Here is an 18,784-nt window from a genome sequence, read left to right as displayed (position 1 = left end):
AAGGAGCGTCATGAGGAGCACCACCGGCTGGCAGGCGCACGGCTCGACGGGCACGTTGCGCCGGGTCACGATCCCCCGGCGGGACCTCCGCCGCGACGACGTGGCGGTGCGCGTGGACTACTGCGGCGTCTGCCACACCGACCTGCACGCCGTCCGCGCGCACCGCGACGGGGACGTGCCGGCGCTCGTGCCGGGCCACGAGTTCACCGGCGTGGTGACCGAGACCGGTCCGGACGTGACCCGCTTCCGCGTCGGCGACCCCGTCGCCGTGGGCAACATCGTCGACTCCTGCGGAGCGTGCGCCATGTGCGCGGCGGGCCAGGAGAACTTCTGCCGCGAGTTCCCGACCCTGACCTACGGCGGCGTCGACCGCCACGACGGGTCCACCACGCTGGGCGGCTTCTCCCGCGAGTACGTCCTGCGCGACCGGTTCGCCTACCCGCTGCCCGCCGGACTGGACCCGGCCGCGGCGGCGCCACTGATGTGCGCCGGGATCACCGTGTGGGAACCGCTGCGGGCCCTCGGTGTCGGACCGGGCGCCCGCGTCGCGGTGAGCGGATTGGGCGGGCTGGGCCACCTCGCGGTCAAGTTCGCGGTGGCGCTCGGCGCCGAGGTCGCGGTCGTCAGCCGGTCGGCGGACCGCGCGGCCGAGGCGGCCCGGCTCGGCGCGCACGACCTCGTCGTCTCCACCGACCCCGACCGGATGGCCGCGGCCCGCGACCGGTTCGACGTCTTGATCGACACCATTCCCGTGCCCCACGACCTCGGCCCGTACCTGGGACTTCTCGCCCTGGACGGCACGCTCAGCCAGGTCGGCCACCTCGGGCCCGTCACCGTCCAGGCGCTCGACCTGCTCATCGGCCGCAAGAAGCTCGGCTCCGCCGGCAGCGGGGGCCGTCCGGCGACCGCGGCCATGCTCGACTTCTGCGCCGCCAACGACATCGCCGCCGACGTCGAACCGCTCCCGTCGGCCCGCGTCGCGGAGGCCCTCGACCGCCTGGGCCGCAACGACGTCCGCTACCGGTTCGTCCTCGACCTGTCCGACCTCTGAACTCGGGAGTGCCGGTTCTCCGTCCTCCGGTCGCCGGTTGCTAGCGTGACGCGGTGTCTGAGCGAGAGCACACCGGGCGGATCCTCGACGGCCGGTTCGAGCTGCTGGAGAGGCTGGGCAGCGGTGGGATGGGCACGGTCTGGCGCGCCCTCGACCTGGGGCTGCACCGCGAGGTGGCCATCAAGGAGGTCCGCCCGGCCGACGCCGACCAGGTCGACAGCGATCCCGCGACGGCCGCCCAGCTGCGGGAGCGCGTGCTGCGCGAGTCCCGCGCGCTCGCCCGTTTGCAGCACCCGAACGTCGTGTCGATCTACCAGATCATCGAGTCGGCCGACTCGCCGTACCCGTGGATCGTCATGGAGCTGGTCCGCGGCACGTCGCTCGACGCGCGCCTGAGCGACGGCGTGCTCAGCCCGAGCGACGCGGCGAGGATCGGGCGGGACGTGCTCGCGGCGCTGCGCTCGGCCCACTCCGCGGGCGTGATGCACCGCGACGTCAAGCCGGGCAACGTGCTGCTGCGGACGGACGGCAGCGCCGTGCTCACCGACTTCGGCATCGCCGCCCTCCAGGGCTCGACCCAGCTCACCGCGACCGGCGACGTGATCGGGTCGCCGGAGTACATCGCGCCGGAGCGGCTGCGCGGCGACGAGACGCACACCGCGTCGGACTTCTGGTCGCTCGCGATGCTGCTGTACGTGGCCGTCGAGGGCTACCACCCGATGCGCCGCGCGTCCACGATGGCGACCCTCGCCGCCGTGATGACCGAGCCGGTGCCGCCGCCGCGCCGGGCGGGCGCCCTCGCACCCGCGCTCAACGCGGCCCTGCGCAACGACCCGGCCGAACGGCCGACCGGCGAGGTGCTGGACCAGATGTTCGCCGCGGCCGAGCGCGACTCGCCTCCGCCGCTGGGCCCCCCGACGCCGGTGGGGTTCGCCGTCCCGGGGCCGCCGAGCGGTCCCCAGCCCCAGTACCCCCACTGGCCGACGCCGACGCCGATGCCCGTCAGCGGGCCCCAGCCCCACGGCTACCCGCAGTCCTACCCCACCCCGCTGCCCAAGGCCCGCACGCGGACGGGCACCGTGGTGCTCTCCCTGGTCGGGGTGGCGCTGGTCGTCGCGACCGTGGTGCTGGTGAACCACCTCCGGGACGCGGACAACTCGGCGAAATCCCCCACGGGGACGACGACGACCGCGGCCACACAGCGGGATGTCGGCCTGCCCGGCGACCAGCCGACCACCGCGGGCACCGCGGCGAAGGTCGACCTGCTCACGCCGGCCGGCGCGCGGGAAGCGGTCGCCGCCCTCGGCGGGGTGATGGGCGGCACGATGGTGTCCGAGCTGACGCTGTGGCCGGACCACGCCACGGCCGTCGCACCGACCGCGGCGGTCGCGAACGGCTTCGACGACTTCGAGTACCGGGGCGGCAAGGCGACCAGGAAGGGCGCGGACGGGGTGGACGCCGACCGGCCGGTGATCGACCTGAACCAGGTGAACTGGGACGCCGTGCCCGCGCTGTTCGAGCAGGCGAACAAGGAGCTCGGCGTCCCGCAGCCGACCCTGCGGTACCTGATCGTCGACAGCGACATCATCGACGAGACGCCGTCGATCAAGGTGTACCTGATCGACGAGTACGGCGGCGCGTTCCTCCAGGCGAACCTGAAGGGCGAGGTGCAGAAGACCTACCCGCGCGGCAAGTGATCCCCCGTCGCGGGTCGGCTCCGGACGGAGCTGCCCCGCGAGTGGACGCCGGTGGGCTCGCCGCGCGGGCGAGCCCACCGGTCGGTTCAGCGGTCGGTTCCCCTCACGGGTGCGGACAGGCCTTGCAGGTCGAGCAGGAGGTCCCGGACGTCGGTGGCGGCGATCCGGCCGTTCCGCTCGACCGAGTCCGGCGCGGCGGGGTCGGAGCACAGCAGCACCGGGCCGTCCTCGGCGCGGTCGGGGAGCCTGCCGTGCGTGCCCCGCACGCACGACGGGTCGAGCGGCACCACGTTCATCGCGTAGCGCAGGCCGAGCTTCTTGCGCGCCAGGTTGAGCCCGGCCTTGGCCTTGACGAGCGGGTCGTGCGGGTCGAAGAACAGCTCGGCCGGGTCGTAGCCCGGTTTGCGGTGGATCTCCACGCCACGCGCGAAGTCCGGCGCGCGGTCGTCGTCGGTCCAGTAGTAGTAGGTGAACCAGGCGTCCGGCTCGGCCACCGCGACCAGCTCGCCCGACCGCTCGTGGTCGAGGTGGACGCCGGCCTGCGCCGCGCGGTCGAGCACGGTGTCCACGCCGGGCAGCTCCGCCAGCACGGCTCGGGCGCGGGGCACGTCGGCCGGGTCGGCGACGTAGACGTGGGCGATCTGGTGGTCGGCCACCGCGAACGCCCGTGACGCCCACGGGTCCAGCAGCTCCATGCCGGCCTGGGTGTAGACCTCCAGCAGCCCGGCCCGGCGCAACGCCCGGTTGACGTCGACGGGCCGGCGCGCGGCCGTGAGGCCGTACTCCGACAGCGCCACGACGGTCGCGCCGGCTGCCTCGGCGTCGGCGAGCAGCGGTGCGAGCGCGGCGTCCACCTCGGCCGCCGCACGCGCGGCCTCGGGGCCCTCGGGTCCGAACCGCTGGAGGTCGTAGTCCAGGTGGGGCACGTAGACGAGCAGCAGGTCCGGGCGCCGCGACGCCAGCACGCGGCGGGCCGCGCCGACGATCCACTCGCTGGACTTCAAGGTCGCGGTCGGTCCCCAGTACTGGAACAGCGGGAACTCGCCCAGCTCGCCGACCAGCTCGTCGTGCAGCGCCGGCGGGCGGACGTAGGCGTCGGGCGACTTGCGGCCGTCGGCGTGGTAGATCGGCCGCGGGGTGATGGTGACGTCGGTCGACGCGCCCATGGCGTACCACCAGCAGACGTTCGCGGCGGTGTAGCCGGGATGGGCGCGGCGGGCGGTCTCCCAGAGCTTCTCGCCCTGGACGAGCCGGTTGTGCTGGCGCCACAGGTGGACCTCGCCGAGGTCGCGGAAGTACCAGCCGTTGCCGACGATGCCGTGCTGGGCCGGGGTGAGCCCGGTCAGCAGCGTCGACTGGGCGCTGCACGTCACAGCGGGCAGCACGGTGCCCAGCTCGGCCTGCCAGCCACGCCGGCCGAGCCGGGCGAGGTTGGGCATGTGCGGCAGCAACGCCGGCGTCAGGCCGACGACGTCGATGACCACCAGCGGTTTCATGGGGCGCCTCCGTCTCCGAGGTGGTCCGCCGCCCAGCGCAGTTCGGCGGCGATACCGGCGGCCAGGTCGTCGCCCGCGCCGGGCAGGACGGTCCACGTGTAGGTCTCGACCTCGACGTGCGGCATGGTGTCCGCGGTCGACCGGACCGCCTCCACCGCCGTCAGCAGCACGTCCGTGGTGGAGGTGAGCGGTGCGGTCGGTTGGTCGTGCAGGGGCACGTGGAAGTGCACCCGCCACGGGTGCGCGGCGGGCAGGTCGGTCAGCGCCTCGGGCAGGTCGTCGGCCGCGAGCACGCCGGTGGGCGCGTTCTCCCGGACCTGGTGCAGGTAGCGCGGCTCGACGAACGCCGCGATGGCCCGCCTGCCCTCCTCCGTGCCGGGCTCGGCGACCTCCAGCGCCGCCGACGCCTGCACCTTGACCACCGACAGGCCCGTCCCGCGGATGGCCTTGACCGCTTCGGCCGGGTCGGCGAAGGACACGGCCAGGTGGCAGGTGTCCAGGCAGATCCCGACGTGGTCGTGGTCGACGCGGTCGGCCAGCCACGCGACGGCGTCGGCGACGGTGTCGAGCACGCAGCCCGGCTCCGGTTCGACGGCCAGCCTGATCGGCCTGCCGTGCCGGGCCGCCTCGGCGCGCAGGCCACGCGCGACGGTGTCGAGCGCGGCCTGGGCGCGCACGTCGTCGTCGCCGGTCCACGGCTCGCGCCAGGCCAGCGGCAACGTGGAGATGCTGCCGTAGGAGGCGGAATCGGGCAGCAGGTCCGCGAGCACGGTCGCGCACGCGAGGGTGTACGAGGCGCGTCGCGGGTCGGTCCACGTCGGGTGGTAGACGGAGTGCTTGACGACCTCGTGGTGGAACCCGCCGTACGGGAACGCGTTGAGGGTGCTCACCTCCAGTCCCCTGGCCCGCAGGTCCGCCGCCAAGCGCCGGCGGGCCGCGCCGTCCTCCGCGAGGCCGCGCGCGACCGGTTCGGCCAGCCACAGCCCCAGCGCGAGGGCGTCGGCGCCGAGCGCTTCGCGCACCGGGACGGCGTAGCGGTCCAACTGGGCGACGACGCCGGCCAGGTCCTCGGCCGGGTGGACGTTGGTGCAGTACGCCGGGATCACGAGCCACCCCGCAGGATCGAGTTGCCCGCGAACGTCGGTGACGCGGCCGGCTCGTCCGGCTCGTCGAGCGCCAGCCGCCCGCTCTGGCCGTAGAACTCGACCGGGTTGCGCCACAGCACCTTGTCCACGTCGGACTCGTCGAACCCGGCCGCCAGCATCGCCAACCCGGTCTTGTGCGTCTTGAGCGGGTCGGACCGGCCCCAGTCGGCGGCGGAGTTCACCAGCACCCGGTCCGTGCCGTGCTCGACCAGCAGCGCCACCATCCTGGTCTCGTCCATCTTCGTGTCCGGGTAGATCGAGAAGCCCATCCAGCACCCGGAGTCGGCCACCGCGCGCACGGTCATCTCGTTCAGGTGGTCCACGAGCACCCGTTCCGGGGGCAGGCCCGACTCCCGGACGAGGTCGAGGGTGCGCGCCGTGCCGGCGGCCTTGTCCCGGTGGGGTGTGTGCACCAGCGCGGGCAGGTCGTGCTGCCGGGCCAGTTCCAGCTGCCGGGCGAACGCCTCGTCCTCCTCCGGGGTCATCGAGTCGTAGCCGATCTCGCCGACCGCGACCACGCCGTCCTTGGCGAGGTAGCGCGGCAGCACGTCGAGCACGGGGGTGCAGCGGGGATCGTTGGCTTCCTTGGGGTTCAGCGCGATGGCGCAGTGGTGCCGGATGCCGAACTGCGCCGCCCGGAACCTCTCCCAGCCGATCAGGGCGTCGAAGTAGTCGGTGAACGAGCCGACGTTCGTGCGCGGCTGACCCAGCCAGAACGCGGGCTCGACCACCGCCCGCACGCCGGCGGCGTGCATCGCCTCGTAGTCGTCCGTCGTCCGTGAGGTCATGTGGATGTGCGGGTCGAAGATGCGCATCAGGTCTGGCTCCTCAGCAGTTCGAGCGCGTCGCCGGGCACGGTGCGGCCCGCGGCCCGGCGTTCGTCGGCGAACGCGGCGACCATCCGCCGCAGCTCGGCGTCCGCGCGCCGGTCCAACCCGGCCACGGCGGCGAGGGGTATGTCCAGGAACAGGCACTTGAGCACGCCGTGCCGCCACGAGTGCGCGTCGAGGTGATCGGCGGCGAACGGACCGAGCGCCGCGGCGACGAGCCTGGTGTCGTTGGTGCGCAACGCGTCCTTGACGAGCTCGACACCGGCCGCGGGCGCCTCGTCCCCGACGGCGGCGAGCCCGCGCAGCACGCCACGGCGTTCCGCGTCGTCACCGAAGCGGTAGAGCGAGAGCAGCTCGGCCGCCAGCTCCTGCGGGCCGGTCGCCGACGCGAGCGCGGTCAGCAGTCGGGTGCGGGCCGCGTCGTCGACGGTCCCGTGCACGACGCCGAGCGGGTCGGCCTCGCCGCGCAACGCCTGCCTGCCGACGGCCCGGCCGACCGCGGGGAAGATCGACCGGATCGCCGTGGGATCGGCCCGCACCGCGCGCTCGGCCTCGGCCAGCCACGGGTGCTCCGGACCGGCCGACGCCTCGCGCAGCGCACTCCCAGCCACCGCCCCCAGCCCGGACGACGCCTCGCGCAGCGCGCTCATCGCGCGGCGCGCCACGTCCGGCGCGGCGTGGCTGTGGCGGGGCAGCTCGACACCGGCCAGCCCGGTGTAACCGATCTCGTCCAGCGCGGCGAGGGTGGCGGCCAGGTCCAGGTCGCCCTCCCCGAACTCCAGGTGCTCGTGCACGCCCGGCAGCATGTCGTCCAGCTGCACGTTGAGCAGCAGGTCGCCCGCGCGCCGGACGCACGCGGCGGCGTCCTCGGGTTCGACCGCGACGCAGTGCCCCACGTCGAGGGTGATCCCGAGCAGGGCGGGCGAACCGAGGTCGGCGCGCAGCCGCAGCGCCTGGTCGAGCCGTTCGACCAGCATCCCGGGTTCGGGTTCCAGCGCGAGCGGCACGCCGTGCCGGGCCGCGCCGTCGAGCACCGCCGAGACGCCCGACCTCATCCGCCGCCACGCCTCCTCGTCGTCCACGTCCGGTGGCACGATGCCGGACCAGAACGACACGCAGTCGGCCCCGAGGTCGGCCGCGATCTCCACCGCGCGCAGCAGGAAGTCCACCCGGACCTCCTGCTCGTCGCTCACCAGCGTCGGGTGGTGCTTGCGCCGCCGATCGAGCAGGAACCGCGCGCCGGTCTCCACCACGACACCGAGACCGAGCCGGTCCAGCCGCGCGGCCACCTTCTTGACCTGCTGCGCGAGGTCGGGTGCGAACGGGTCGAGGTGGTGGTGGTCGAGCGTGAGCGCCACCCCGGTGTAGCCGAGGTCGGCGATCACCGCGAGCGCGTCGTCCAGCCGGTGGTTGGCGAACCCGTTGGTGCCGTAGCCCAGGTGGTAGGTCATGTCGGCCCCACCTTCCGACCCAGCTTGCGGGCCAGCGGCAGCACCAGGGCGAGACCGGCGGCGACGGCCGGCGACCCGCTGCGCGCCACGAGGGCGCACTGCAGCGGCACCATGCCGTGGATGCCGTTCTTCGTGGCCGACCGGACGGTGCTCGCACCGGGGTCGCGCACCGCCGCCAACTGCGCACGGCCCACCGTGACCGCGTACGTGGCCGCGCCGGCGAGGGCGCCGAGCCGGTGCCGCCACGTCCGCCCCGGCCGGGCGATCGCCGCGACCGCCGTCGCCACCGTGCCGCCGAGCACCGCCTTCGCCGCACCGGCGGACGCGCCCCGCACCTCGCCGCGCGACAGCGCCGTCACGCCGAGCGTGTGCCCGGCCAGGACGGCGGCCGCCGGCAGGGCGCTCGCCGCCCGTTCCCGGCCCGCGCCGAGCGCCACGTCCAGACCTCGGCACGCGGCCATCGCCAGCGGTCCCGCCGCGGTGTCCTTCAGCACCGTGTCGTAGGACCACACCGCCACCGCCAACGGCACCGCGACCGCCACCGAGTCACGCCCACCGGCCAGCGCGGCGAGGCCGAGCCCGGTCGCGCTGAGGGCCACCGCGAAGGTCAATGCGGCACGAGGGCTGACGCGGCCGGACGGGATGGGCCGCTCCGGGCGTTCCACGGCGTCGAGCTCGCGGTCGGCCCAGTCGTTGAGCGCCATCCCGGACCAGTACAGCGCCACCGACGACAGCGGCAGCAGCAAGCGCCTGCCCCGCAACGGCACACCGGCCGCCGCCGCGCCCGCCAGGGTGTCACCGAGCACGGTCAGCGCGGCCGGCGCGCGGACCAGCTCCGCGTACGCCCTCACGCCAGCTCACCCGCCCACCGGTACAGCTCACGGGTCTGCTCGGCGAACCGGTGCTCGTCGCTGCCCAGCGGGTCCTTGAAGAAGAACCCGAGCGCGCCCAGCGCACCCACCTCGCCGGCCGCGTGCGCCGCCGCCACCAGCCGGGTCAGGTCCAGCACGAGCGGCGCGGCCAGCGAGGAGTCGAGCCCCGTCCAGGTCAGCTGCAGCGACATCCGCACGCCGAGGAACCCCTCGAACGACACGTGGTCCCACGCCGTCTTCTGCTCGCCCAGGTCGGGCACGTTGTCGATGTGCAGCGGCGCGGTGACGTCCTCACCCAGCAACGCCGCCAGCCCGCGTCCCTTCGACTCCAGCTTGCTGTCGGCGTGCGCCGGGTCCTCCAGCGTCGCGCCGTCGCCGCCGCCGAGCAGGTTCGTGCCCGCCCACGACCGCACCCGCAACGCCCGCGCGGTGAACATCGGCGCGAGCACCGTGCGCAGCAACGTCTCCCCCGTCTTGCCGTCGCGCCCCGCGTACGGCAGCCGTTCGCGGTGGGCCAGCTCGTCCAGCGCGGGCAGCGCGATCCCGGTGGACGGGGTGAAGTCCACGAACGGGCAACCCGCGCGCAACGCCGCGTACGCCGCCACCGAACTGGGCGGCAGCACCGCGCGCGCCGGGTCGGCCAGCGCTTCCTCCAACAACGCCAGGTCGCCGTGCTCGGGCGCGGCGGGCACGGGCGGTTCGGTCGAGGACACGTTCACCACCACGACCCGCGCGAGACCGCGCCGCTCGCGGAAGTCGGTGATGTCGGCGGCCAGCCGGCGGGCCGCCTCCGCCTGGCTGCCCCGGTGCGTCACCGGGTGGTAGCCGGGCCGGACCTCGGCGTCGGCCGCGTGCAGGCCGTCCGCGATCGCGCCGAGCAGGCGGTGCGGCAGCACGCCGCTGTCCACCAGCTGCTCGGCGCGCTTGACCAGGGGTGTGTCGACGACGTCGTGCCCGCCGACGACCAGGTCGTGCCAGCCCGGCATGGGGACACCGGCCAGCTCTGGTCGTCCGGTCACGCAGCCGGTCGGCGGCGCCAGGCCGGCGCGCAGCGCCAGCAGCCCGCTCATCGCCGTCGTCGCGACCGATCCGCGTGCCCCGATCAGCCACAGCCCGGTGGGTTCGTCCGTCATTGGCCACCCTCCTTCGCCCGCTCACTCAACATCCGGTCACCGAACGGTGCCGGGACGCGGACGTCCCGGCACCGGTCGGGTGGGTGCGGTCCGGCAACCGCCCCACGCGCTGGTGGCCGGAGCACGGTGGCTCCGGCCATTGCCCATCAGCTACCGCCCGCCTGCCCCCGCAGCGCCGCGATCACCACGTCGGCGTCGGCGACGAGCAGGTCGCGCACGGCGCGATCGGTCACCTTGCGGGACACCGCGTCGCGGAAGCCCTCCAGCTTCTCGATCGCCTTGGCGGGCTTGCCGTCGAACAGCAGCCGCCGCGCCTCGTCCAGGTCGCGGTCCAGCCCGCGCGCGACGGACGACGTGATGCGCCGCTCCGCCGCGAACCGGTCGACCATGGCCTGCAGGTCGGGCAACGAGGTCGTGACGGTGAACGTCACCACCACGTCCCGCTCGTTGCCCGCCTTGTCGGTCGCGGTCAGCGCCAAGGTGTGCGCGCCGAGCGCGAGCGCGTGCATGGAGACGGTCGTGCCGGACGTCACCGGGCGGCCGTCGAGCGTGGCGGTGACCGTGCCGACCCCGGACGTGGCGTCCTCGCCCTGCCAGGTGACCACCTTGTCCTCGGCGTGGCCGTAGCTCACGCCGTCGTGCAGCCCGGTGAGCCTCACGGTCGGCGCGCTCGCGTCGACCTTGACCGCCACCGAACCGGGTTCGGACCGGTTGCCCCGCACGTCGGTCGCCCGGTACTGCACCGCGTGGGCGCCGTCACCGGTCACCGGGAACGGCGCGGTGTAGGGCTTCCAGTCGCCGCCGTCGATCCGGTACTCGACGCCGGCCACGCCGGAACCGGCGTCCACCGCGGTGACCGCCACGGTCGGCGCGCTGGTCCACCAGCCGTCCCCGCCGTTCGGCGCGGCCGGGTCGACGGTCGCCGTGACCTCCGGCGCGGTGGTGTCCACACCGGACACCCGGAACCAGTCGAAGTCGACCGTCACCGGGCCCATGGTCTGCGACGGGCCGATCGCCATCAGGCCGAACTTCGCGTTCGGCACGTCGTTGGTCACCGGGGCGCCCATGGACGTCCAGGTGGTGCCGCCGTCGCTGATCTCGCCGCTGTAGGTGTTGCCCACCTTCTTCAGCCGCAGGTGCCACCACCCGCTCTCCGGCGTGCCGATGGCGAGGCCGCGGTTGCCGCCGTCGCCGAACGAGCCGTTGTTCTCGGAGACGAGCTCCGCGCCCAGCGTCACGGCCTGGCCCGGCGCGTTGCGCGCGACGACGTCGAACTTCACGTAGTCGTCGTCGTTGGCGTACACCATGAAGCCGGCGAGCTGCCACTGCTCGACCACGGGCGCGGCCAACCTCGTCTCCACCGTCCAGTCGCCCGTGGGCGCGTTCTGGAGGACGAAGTTGCGCGGGTCGTCGTTGTTGCCGCCGTTGATGTCGCCGGGCAGCGTGTCGATGCTCAGCACACCGTCACCCATGCGCATGGACTCCAGGTCCGGTCGCACGACGGCGTTCCAGCGGCACCCGTCGAGCCGGTCGCCGTCGAACTCGTCGCTCGGCGCGACGGCCGGGTCCGGCGTGGCGCAGGTGATGGGCGGCATCGGCGGGTCGCGCACCACCACCGGCGTGGACACCTTCTTGGTCCGCCCGGCCGCGTCGGTGACCGTCACGGACGCGTGGTACGTGCCGTCATCGGCGTAGGTGTGCCGCACCACGGCGCCCGACGCCGACGTGCCGTCGCCGAGGTCCCACGCGTAGGTGAACGGCGCGTCGTTCTCCGCGTCGGTCGCCGTCGCGGTGAGCTCGGTGGTGAACGGCGCGGCGCCGGTCGCCGGGTCCGCCGTGACGACCACGTGCGGCGCGGCGTTGACCGACACGCCCTTGCCGATGAACGTGAACGAGTCGAGCGTGAACTGGTTGGCCGGGCCGCGGAACACCGCGACCAGCTTCATCGTGCCGCCCGGGTCGGTGACCGCCACGTCGGGTGCCGTCGCGTACCGGCCGGTGCCGCCGGTCTCGGGCACCGCGATGGTGGCGAGGAGGTCGCCGGTGGGCGAACCCCGGCGCAGTTCGATCGACCCGCCGGCGCTCGCGGACGCCACGCGTGCGGTGACGCGGTCGATGCGGTGCAGGTTCACCGGGTCGAACGCGATCCAGTCGCCGTCACCGAGGTCCCCGACCCGCTTGCCCGACTCGGCGGCCGGGTCGGCGGAGACCAGGACGCCCGAGGACTCCTGGTGGAACTCGGCCTGCTTGTGCTTGGGCTGGATCACCGCGAGGTCGCGGCCGACCAGCGGCGGCAGCGCGCCCGCGCCGCGGTCGGTGTAGGACGCGTCCACGGAGTAGAAGATGTCCGCGTCGGCGTGGCCGTCGTCCACCAGCGTGGTGAACTCGCCCTCGCACGCGTTGATCTGGTCGATCGGGTGCGCGTGCGCCTCGTGGCCGAGGGCGGGCTGGAGGACCGCCTTGGCGCAGTCCGGTTGGCCGTCCTCCGGGTCGGTGATGTCGAGGTCGAACGCGACCTTGTCGCCGAAGTCGAAGAACCCGCCGTCGACCGGGGACGTCATGGTCACCGACGGCGCGGTGTTGCCGACCGTCACCTGGACGTTGGTCACGCCGCTCTTGCCCGACGGGTCGGTCACGGTGAGCTGCGCGTTGTAGACGCCGTCGGCGGTGTAGGTGTGGGTGGGCTCGGCCTCGGTGGACGTGCCGCCGTCGCCGAAGGTCCACGCGTAGGTCAGCGCGGCGCCCTCGGGGTCGGAGGACTGCGTGGCGGAGAACTTCACCGGCAGCGGGGCTCGGCCCGAGGACGGCGTCGCCGTCGCCTTCGCGGTCGGCCGCCGGTTGCCCTGCGTGTAGTCGATCCGGTAGACGCCGGAGTCCGGGTTGTCGCGGCCGTAGCCACCGCCCCACTCCACGACGTACATCGCGCCGTCCGGACCGAACTTCATGTCCATAGGCGCCAACGGCGCGGCGCTCTTGAACCACTCGTTGATCTTGAGCAGGCCGCCCTGGTCGTCCTGGGAGAACGTCCAGAACTTGTTGCGCGCCCAGTCGTAGAAGAACGGCTTGCCGTCGTAGTACTCGGGGAACTTGACGTCCGAGGCCAGGTTGGGGTCGAACTCGTAGCGCGGCCCGGCCATCGGGGCCTCGCCGCCGGTGCCCATCTCGGGGAACTCGTCGCCCTCGGCGCCGTTGCCGTACCAGACGTCGGCGGCCTTGGCCGCGGGCAGCGCGGTCAGGCCGGTGTTGTTCGGCGAGTCGTTCACCGGGTTGGCGCAGTCGAACTTCGCCTTGGACGTGTTGGTGGCGAAGTCGAAGTCGTTGAACGGGGTGTTGTCGCCGACGCAGTACGGCCAGCCGTAGTTGCCGGGTTCCTTGATGACGTTCCACTCGACCAGCCCGCCGGGGCCGCGCGACGGGTTGTCGCCGCCCGCGTCCGGGCCGTAGTCGGCCATGAACACCGTGCCGTCGGAGGCGACGTTGAAGCGGAACGGGTTGCGGAAGCCCATGGCGTAGATCTCGGGCCTGGTCTTGGCCGTGCCCGGCGCGAACATGTTGCCCGGCGGGACGGTGTAGGTGCCGTCCGGCTCCGGGTGCACGCGCAGGATCTTGCCGCGCAGGTCGTTCGTGTTCGCCGAGGTCTTCTGCGCGTCGAACAGGTCGCGGCCGGGCCGCTCGTCCACCGGGGCGTACCCGCTGGACTGGAAGGGGTTGGTGTCGTCGCCGACGCCGATGTACAGGTTCCCGTTCGGCCCGAACTCCAGGTACCCGCCGGTGTGGCCGGGCTCCTCGCGGCGCGACGCCGGGATCTCCAGCAGGACCTTCTCGCTGTCCGGCCGGATCACGCTGCGCTCGGCGGTGAACCGCGAGACCCGGTTGACCTCGGCCGTGCCCGCCGGCGAGTAGTACACGTACAGGTGGTTGCTGGTGGCGAAGTCCGGCGCCAGGGCCAACGACACCAGGCCGTCCTCGCCGCCGCTGTAGACCGGCAGCGTCAACGCCGTGGAGGTGGCGTCGGAGGCGGGGTCGTGCACGCGGATCTGGCCGAGCAGCTCGGTGTAGAACACGCGGCCGTCCGGCGCGATGTCCAGCGTGGTCGGCGCGTGGGTGGCGTCGTCCAGCGTCACCTTCTCGAAGTTGGCGTCCACCGTGGCGCCGCAGTCCGCGGGCACGACGCCGGCGGCGGTGCGGATGCCGCCCAGCACGTGCGCGACGAAGGTCGGCTCGGTGTAGTCGGCGGCGTTGTGGCCCATGCCGGTCGCCCAGACCCGGCCGCCCTCGGCGTCACGGCACCAGCTGATCGGGTGGTCGTGGCCCATGGCCTCGGAGCCCGGGTCGTAGGTCTTCTCGTCCACCTCGACCAGCGGGTGCACCTTGCCGCGCATGCTGGGCTTGAAGTTGTACCACTCCTCGGCCTTCTGCCAGCGGTCCGGCAGGTGCCTGGTCGACTCGTGCACCTCGTCGACCTGGTAGGAGGTGGCGGTGAGGCCGTTGGCGGAGTGCGCGGTCATGTGCGCGCCGCCGTTGACGAAGTCGTCCCACCACGGGAACGACGACTCGATGTTCATGTCCGTCGCGTTGTGGATGGCGACGATGCCGCCACCGTTGTTGACGAACGTCTTCACGGCCGCGCGCTGGGCGTCGGTGTCCCAGACCATGCCGCCGTTCTGGAGCATGATGACGACGTCGAAGCCGGCCAGGTTCGCGTCGGTGAACTGGGTGGCGTCCTCGCTGTGCACCACCTCGAAGTGGTGGTCCGCGGCGAGCTTCTCGACCATCGCCACACCGGCCGGGATCGAGTCGTGGCGGTAGGCGCCCGCGGCGGTCTTGGTGAACAGCAGGGCTCGGAACTCGGCCGGCGCGTCGTGGCCGGGGTGCGCCGCGGCGGTCGCCGGCAGCAAACCGGCCACGACGAGGAAGGTCAGCAGGAGAGCGAAGACGGTGCGCAAGCGGGACACAGGGGTTCTCACGATCCTCCACACGCTTTCTGTTCCGCCCGGCGTGCCGGCGCCGGTGAGTGGTGGTGACGCCGGTCAGCTGGTGCCGATCACCTCCTTCAAGAACTTCAGGCCGTCGGTGGCGAGCGCGTCCTGGGTGGGCGCGAGCGGGCGCCAGATGGACGCGGCGGTCGCGATGCTCGCGTTCTCGCCGGTGAACGACTCGATGCACAGCGGCCCGGAGTAGCCGGCCTCGGCGAGCGCGGCGACGACGTCGGGCCAGTCGAGGTGGTCCTCGCCCGGCGTGCCGCGGTCGTTGCCGCACACCTGGACGTGCGCGATCCGACCGGCGGCCGACCGGATCGCGGCGCCGACGTGCTTCTCCTCGATGTTCTGGTGGTAGACGTCGACCGCCACGCCGCACCCGTCGACCGGCAGCCCGTCCAGCGCTTCCAAGGTCTGCCCGATCGTGTTGAGCAGGCTGGTCTCGTAGCGGTTGAGCGGTTCGACGGCGATCCGCACGCCCGCCGACCGGGCGTGCTCCACCACCGGCGCGAGGTTGTCGCGCAGCTCGGCGATCCGGTCGCGCCGCTCCCCCGCCGACATCCGCCACGTGCGGCCGACCGACGCGTAGGCCGGGCCCGCGATGACGGGCGAGCCGACCTGCGCCGCGACGTCCACGACCCGCCGCAGGTAGTCCTGGGTGGCCGTGACGGTGGCGGGCTCGGCCGCCACCAGTTCCCGGCCCGGCGGCATCACCAGGCACACGGTCGCGGCGAGGCCGTGGTCGGCCAGCACCCGCGCGGCGCGCGCCGGGTCCCAGTCGCCGAGCTCCTCCACCGGCAGTTCGAGCACGTCGAACCCCCAGCCGGCCACCCGCGCGGCCAGCTCGGCGAGTGCCGCGTCGCGCAGCGGCGACGTCCAGACCCACGTGCTCACACCGATCGCGTGCACTGCTCCTCCGTCCGGGCCGGGTCGGGTGGTCACTTCCAGGGCGCGGGGTAGCCGGGCATCGACTCGCACCCGCACATCGCGTAGTGCAGCGGCGGCATGTCCTGCTTGAGGAAGCTCTGGAGCGTGTCCTGGGTGACCTTCGGCTGCGGCAGCACCCACTCCTTGGGCACCTGCTGACCGTTGAGGATCTTCAGCGCGGCGATGACCGGGGTGCGCCACTGGTAGGTCGGGTAGGTCGGCGCGACGGCGGTCATCTTCTCGTCGGCCCACATCCGCAGGAAGTCCTGCTGGTCCTCGCCGACGAACGCCGGGATCTGCACGCCCGCGTCCTGGAACGCCTCGACCGCGGCCACGGCGGTGGCGCCCGCGTCCATCCACACGCCGTCGATCTGGCCCTCGCGCTGGATGTAGTCGTTGACGATGGTCTTGGTCTTGGCCGCGTCACCGTCGGTGAACTCGACGCCGACGATCTTCAGGTCGCTGCCGGAGAAGATCTCGTTCGCCGCGGCCCACCGCTGCTCCAGCACGTCGACGCCGGGCAGGATGCGCAGGGCCAGCACCTTGCCGCCCGCCTTCACCTTCTCCTTCAGGAACTCCGCGCCGTCCGCCCCGAAGGCGAACCCGCCGATCGGGTGGATGAACGTCACCGGGCAGGCGGTGTTGACGCCGCGGTCGAACACGATCACCGGGACGTTCGTCTTGCACGCCGCCTCGATGGCCGGGGTGAGGGTCGCCGTCGTGTTCGGCGACACGATGAGCGCGCTGCACCCCTGCGAGGCGAACGACTGGATGTCGCTGATCTGCTTGTCGTCCTTGGCCTCCGCGTCGAGCACGGTGAACTTGGTGATCTCCGGGTGCAGCTTCACCTCCTCCTTCATGGTCTTGAACCCGACCTGCCGCCACGGGTTGTCGACCGAGGCGTTGGAGAAGCACAGGTGGTAGTCGCCACCCGGCTTGGCGAGCTTCACCGTGTCGACCATCGCGGGCGAGATCATCTGCTCCCAGGGCTTGTCGGCCGGCCCTTCGGGGGTGGTCGACCGGAACTTGAGCTGGCTCTCGTACCGCGCCTGGTCGAAGAACTCCGACTTCGCGCCGGCGTCCTTCGTCGCACCCGTCGTGCCGGACGTCCCGGTGTCGACGGGCAGGTCGCTGCTGCAGCCGGCCATGGCCAGCAGGCCCGCGACGGCCACGACGGACCACTTCCTGTTCATCGGATCTCCTTGTGCGGCGGTGACTAGCGGCGGGCGGGCTCGGGTGTGCCCGCGCGGTGGCGGAACCGGAGCCGCGGGGTGAGGCCGAGGGCGGCGTAGGCGACGGCGGCGATGATGATCACGCCTTGCACGGCGGACTCCAGCGCGCCGGAGACGCCGAGCAGGTTGAGCAGCGAGAAGAGGGCTTCGAGGGTGAGCGCGCCGGCGGCCGCGGCGACGACGGAACCCCGCCCGCCGCCGAGCAGGACGCCGCCGAGCACGACGGCGGTGATGGCGCGGAACTCCAGCCCCTCGCCGACCTGCGCCGACACGCCCGCGAACCCGCCGAGCAGGATCGCGGCCAGCGCCGCGAGCAGACCGGACAGCCCGAACGCCAGCACCTTCAGGTGATCGACCCGACCGCCGGCCAGCCGCACGGCGTTCTCGTTGTCCCCCACCGCGACCAGCGTGCGGCCGGTGCCGCTGCGCATGAACAGCACGGCGGCGACCAGGACGGCCAGCAGGATCACCACCGACCACGGCAGGTGGCCGAGCACCGGCAGGTCGACGCCACCGCGGCCGAACACGCGGAACGACGGTGACAGCGCGCCGCGGGGTGCGCCCCCGGTCCACAGGAACACCGCGCCGTCGAGGATGAGCAGCATGCCCAGGGTCACGATGAACGACGGCACCAGCAGCTTGGTCGTGACCAGCCCGTTGACCAGGCCGACCAGCAGGCCGAAGCCGAGCAGCAGCACGATCACCCAGCCGGTCGCCGACTCCTGGCCGTCGATCAGCCGGGCCGCGATCACCACCTCGGCGGTGACCAGCGAGCCCACCGACAGGTCGAACCCGCCGGAGACGATGACGAAGTACTGGCCGATGGCCAGGAGCACCAGCGGCGCGGCGCGCTTGAGCAGCGCCAGGTACCCGGCCGGTTCCGCGTAGGCGGGGCCGGTGAAGGCCAGCGCCACCAGCAGCACGGCGAGCACCACCAGCACGGGCGCGGTGCCGTCCGCCAGCCGGGGACGCCACGTGGTCGGCGCGCTCACGCGGACCTCCTGGAGAGCTTGCGGCGCGCGTAGAGCGCCACCGCGACGATGAGGACGATGCCGCGCACCACGTCCTTGAAGAACGGGTCGACCGCGAGGTCGTCGAAGACGGTGTCGAGGGTGGCCAGGATGAGGACGCCGCCGATCGTGCCGACGACGCCGCCGCGACCGCCCGCGAGGGCCGCGCCGCCGAGCACGACGGCCGCGATGGACTCCAGGTCGTACCCGGCGTCCGTGCCGACGTACGGCGCGCCGGACCCGAGCCGGCTGGCCAGGAACACCCCGGCGAGACCGGCCGCGACCGCGCACAGCACGTGGGCGATGACGATCGTGCGGCCGGTGCGCACACCGGACAGCCGGGCGACGTCCACGTCGCCGCCGACCGCGTAGGTGTGGTAGCCGGCGCGGGTGCGCTTGAGGTACCACCACGCCGCCGCGGCGACGAGCAGCATGAGCAGCACGCCGACCGGGACCGGGCCGATGCGGTCGAACCCGAGGTGCTGGAACGCGCGCGGCACGCTGCCCGCCGGCCCGGTGTAGTTCTCCTCCAGGTAGCCGCGCAGGATGAGCGCCACGCCGAGGGTCGCGATGAACGCGTTGACCTTGAGGACCGTGACGACCAGCCCGTTGACCAGGCCGACGACCGCGGCGACGCCGAGCGCCAGCAGCACGCCGGGCACCATCATCCCGTCGCTGCCCGCCATCGTCTCCGCCGCCACGAGCGAGCACAGCCCGACCAGGTAGGCCACGGACAGGTCGAGCGAACCGGTGATGATCACGATGGTCTGACCGACCGCGACCAGCCCCAGCACGGTGCTGCGGGTCAGGATGTTGAGGATGCCGCCCTGGTCGAGCAGCACGCCGCCGTTCAGGCCGACGAGGATGCTGCCGACCACGAGCAGCACGACCAGGGCCAGGTAGACGGTGACGGTCGGCGTGAAGCCGAACCGCCGGACCCCGCCACGGCGGGCGGCGCCCG

At 73.2% G+C, this 18,784-nt stretch carries 13 protein-coding genes; 2 read left to right on the top strand and 11 right to left on the bottom strand.

The genetic code is table 11. From position 1 onward, the window contains the following. Positions 1-10: 10 nt before the first annotated feature. Together ACZ7GX_RS34070 and ACZ7GX_RS34065 are read left to right on the top strand one after the other, a co-directional pair. Positions 11-1,051, top strand: a complete 1,041-nt coding sequence (locus ACZ7GX_RS34070; protein WP_498782872.1) for an NAD(P)-dependent alcohol dehydrogenase — start codon at positions 11-13, stop codon at positions 1,049-1,051. 53 nt (positions 1,052-1,104) lie between these two features. Then, positions 1,105-2,748 (top strand): serine/threonine-protein kinase, encoded by a 1,644-nt coding sequence (locus ACZ7GX_RS34065; protein ID WP_498782871.1) that lies wholly within the window; start codon positions 1,105-1,107, stop codon positions 2,746-2,748. A gap of 86 nt (positions 2,749-2,834) precedes the next feature. Here ACZ7GX_RS34065 and ACZ7GX_RS34060 read toward each other — a convergent pair whose 3' ends face one another. The 11 genes from ACZ7GX_RS34060 to ACZ7GX_RS34010 form a co-directional block, all read right to left on the bottom strand. Then, positions 2,835-4,244 carry an alkaline phosphatase family protein gene (locus ACZ7GX_RS34060; RefSeq protein ID WP_498782869.1) on the bottom strand — a complete coding sequence of 470 codons (1,410 nt, stop codon included), beginning with the start codon at positions 4,242-4,244 and terminating at the stop codon, positions 2,835-2,837. After that, complete coding sequence (gene eboE, locus ACZ7GX_RS34055; RefSeq protein WP_498782932.1) at positions 4,241-5,347, bottom strand: metabolite traffic protein EboE; 1,107 nt, start codon at positions 5,345-5,347, stop codon at positions 4,241-4,243. Before eboE ends, ACZ7GX_RS34060 begins: the two co-directional genes overlap by 4 nt. Further along, positions 5,347-6,204, bottom strand: coding sequence for a TatD family hydrolase (locus ACZ7GX_RS34050; protein ID WP_498782867.1), 858 nt, complete (start codon positions 6,202-6,204; stop codon positions 5,347-5,349). Before ACZ7GX_RS34050 ends, eboE begins: the two co-directional genes overlap by 1 nt. After that, the gene (locus ACZ7GX_RS34045; protein ID WP_498782865.1) at positions 6,204-7,670 is read right to left on the bottom strand and encodes an EboA domain-containing protein; all 1,467 of its coding nucleotides are present in this window, start codon (positions 7,668-7,670) and stop codon (positions 6,204-6,206) included. The genes ACZ7GX_RS34050 and ACZ7GX_RS34045 overlap by 1 nt, the downstream gene beginning before the upstream one ends. After that, positions 7,667-8,521 (bottom strand): SCO3242 family prenyltransferase, encoded by an 855-nt coding sequence (locus ACZ7GX_RS34040; RefSeq protein ID WP_498782863.1) that lies wholly within the window; start codon positions 8,519-8,521, stop codon positions 7,667-7,669. The genes ACZ7GX_RS34045 and ACZ7GX_RS34040 overlap by 4 nt, the downstream gene beginning before the upstream one ends. Continuing rightward, positions 8,518-9,675, bottom strand: coding sequence for an inositol-3-phosphate synthase (locus ACZ7GX_RS34035; protein WP_498782861.1), 1,158 nt, complete (start codon positions 9,673-9,675; stop codon positions 8,518-8,520). Before ACZ7GX_RS34035 ends, ACZ7GX_RS34040 begins: the two co-directional genes overlap by 4 nt. Positions 9,676-9,821: 146 nt before the next feature. Then, positions 9,822-14,642: a ThuA domain-containing protein gene (locus ACZ7GX_RS34030; RefSeq protein WP_498782859.1), complete on the bottom strand. Its 4,821-nt coding sequence runs from the start codon at positions 14,640-14,642 to the stop codon at positions 9,822-9,824. Positions 14,643-14,705: 63 nt separating this feature from the next. Then, positions 14,706-15,563 carry a sugar phosphate isomerase/epimerase family protein gene (locus tag ACZ7GX_RS34025; RefSeq protein ID WP_498782857.1) on the bottom strand — a complete coding sequence of 286 codons (858 nt, stop codon included), beginning with the start codon at positions 15,561-15,563 and terminating at the stop codon, positions 14,706-14,708. 29 nt (positions 15,564-15,592) lie between these two features. Beyond that, positions 15,593-16,774 carry a substrate-binding domain-containing protein gene (locus ACZ7GX_RS34020; RefSeq protein WP_498782855.1) on the bottom strand — a complete coding sequence of 394 codons (1,182 nt, stop codon included), beginning with the start codon at positions 16,772-16,774 and terminating at the stop codon, positions 15,593-15,595. A gap of 23 nt (positions 16,775-16,797) precedes the next feature. After that, positions 16,798-17,805 (bottom strand): ABC transporter permease, encoded by a 1,008-nt coding sequence (locus ACZ7GX_RS34015; protein ID WP_498782853.1) that lies wholly within the window; start codon positions 17,803-17,805, stop codon positions 16,798-16,800. Further along, positions 17,802-18,689 (bottom strand): ABC transporter permease, encoded by an 888-nt coding sequence (locus ACZ7GX_RS34010; protein WP_498782930.1) that lies wholly within the window; start codon positions 18,687-18,689, stop codon positions 17,802-17,804. Before ACZ7GX_RS34010 ends, ACZ7GX_RS34015 begins: the two co-directional genes overlap by 4 nt. Between the last annotated feature and the right edge of the window lie 95 nt (positions 18,690-18,784).

The sequence above is a fragment of the Actinosynnema sp. NPDC037264 genome (genome assembly GCF_055603705.1).
The sequence above is the reverse complement of the archived record's forward strand: the minus strand, read 5'-3'. Positions and strand labels throughout refer to the sequence as shown.

Excerpts from the sequence above, each read along its gene's own strand:
- ACZ7GX_RS34020 (WP_498782855.1), bottom strand. The coding sequence starts at position 16,774 with ATGAACAGGAAGTGGTCCGTCGTGGCCGTCGCGGGCCTGCTGGCCATG.
- ACZ7GX_RS34035 (WP_498782861.1), bottom strand. The coding sequence starts at position 9,675 with ATGACGGACGAACCCACCGGGCTGTGGCTGATCGGGGCACGCGGATCG.
- ACZ7GX_RS34045 (WP_498782865.1), bottom strand. The coding sequence starts at position 7,670 with ATGACCTACCACCTGGGCTACGGCACCAACGGGTTCGCCAACCACCGG.
- ACZ7GX_RS34060 (WP_498782869.1), bottom strand. The coding sequence starts at position 4,244 with ATGAAACCGCTGGTGGTCATCGACGTCGTCGGCCTGACGCCGGCGTTG.
- ACZ7GX_RS34050 (WP_498782867.1), bottom strand. The coding sequence starts at position 6,204 with ATGCGCATCTTCGACCCGCACATCCACATGACCTCACGGACGACGGAC.
- ACZ7GX_RS34070 (WP_498782872.1), top strand. The coding sequence starts at position 11 with ATGAGGAGCACCACCGGCTGGCAGGCGCACGGCTCGACGGGCACGTTG.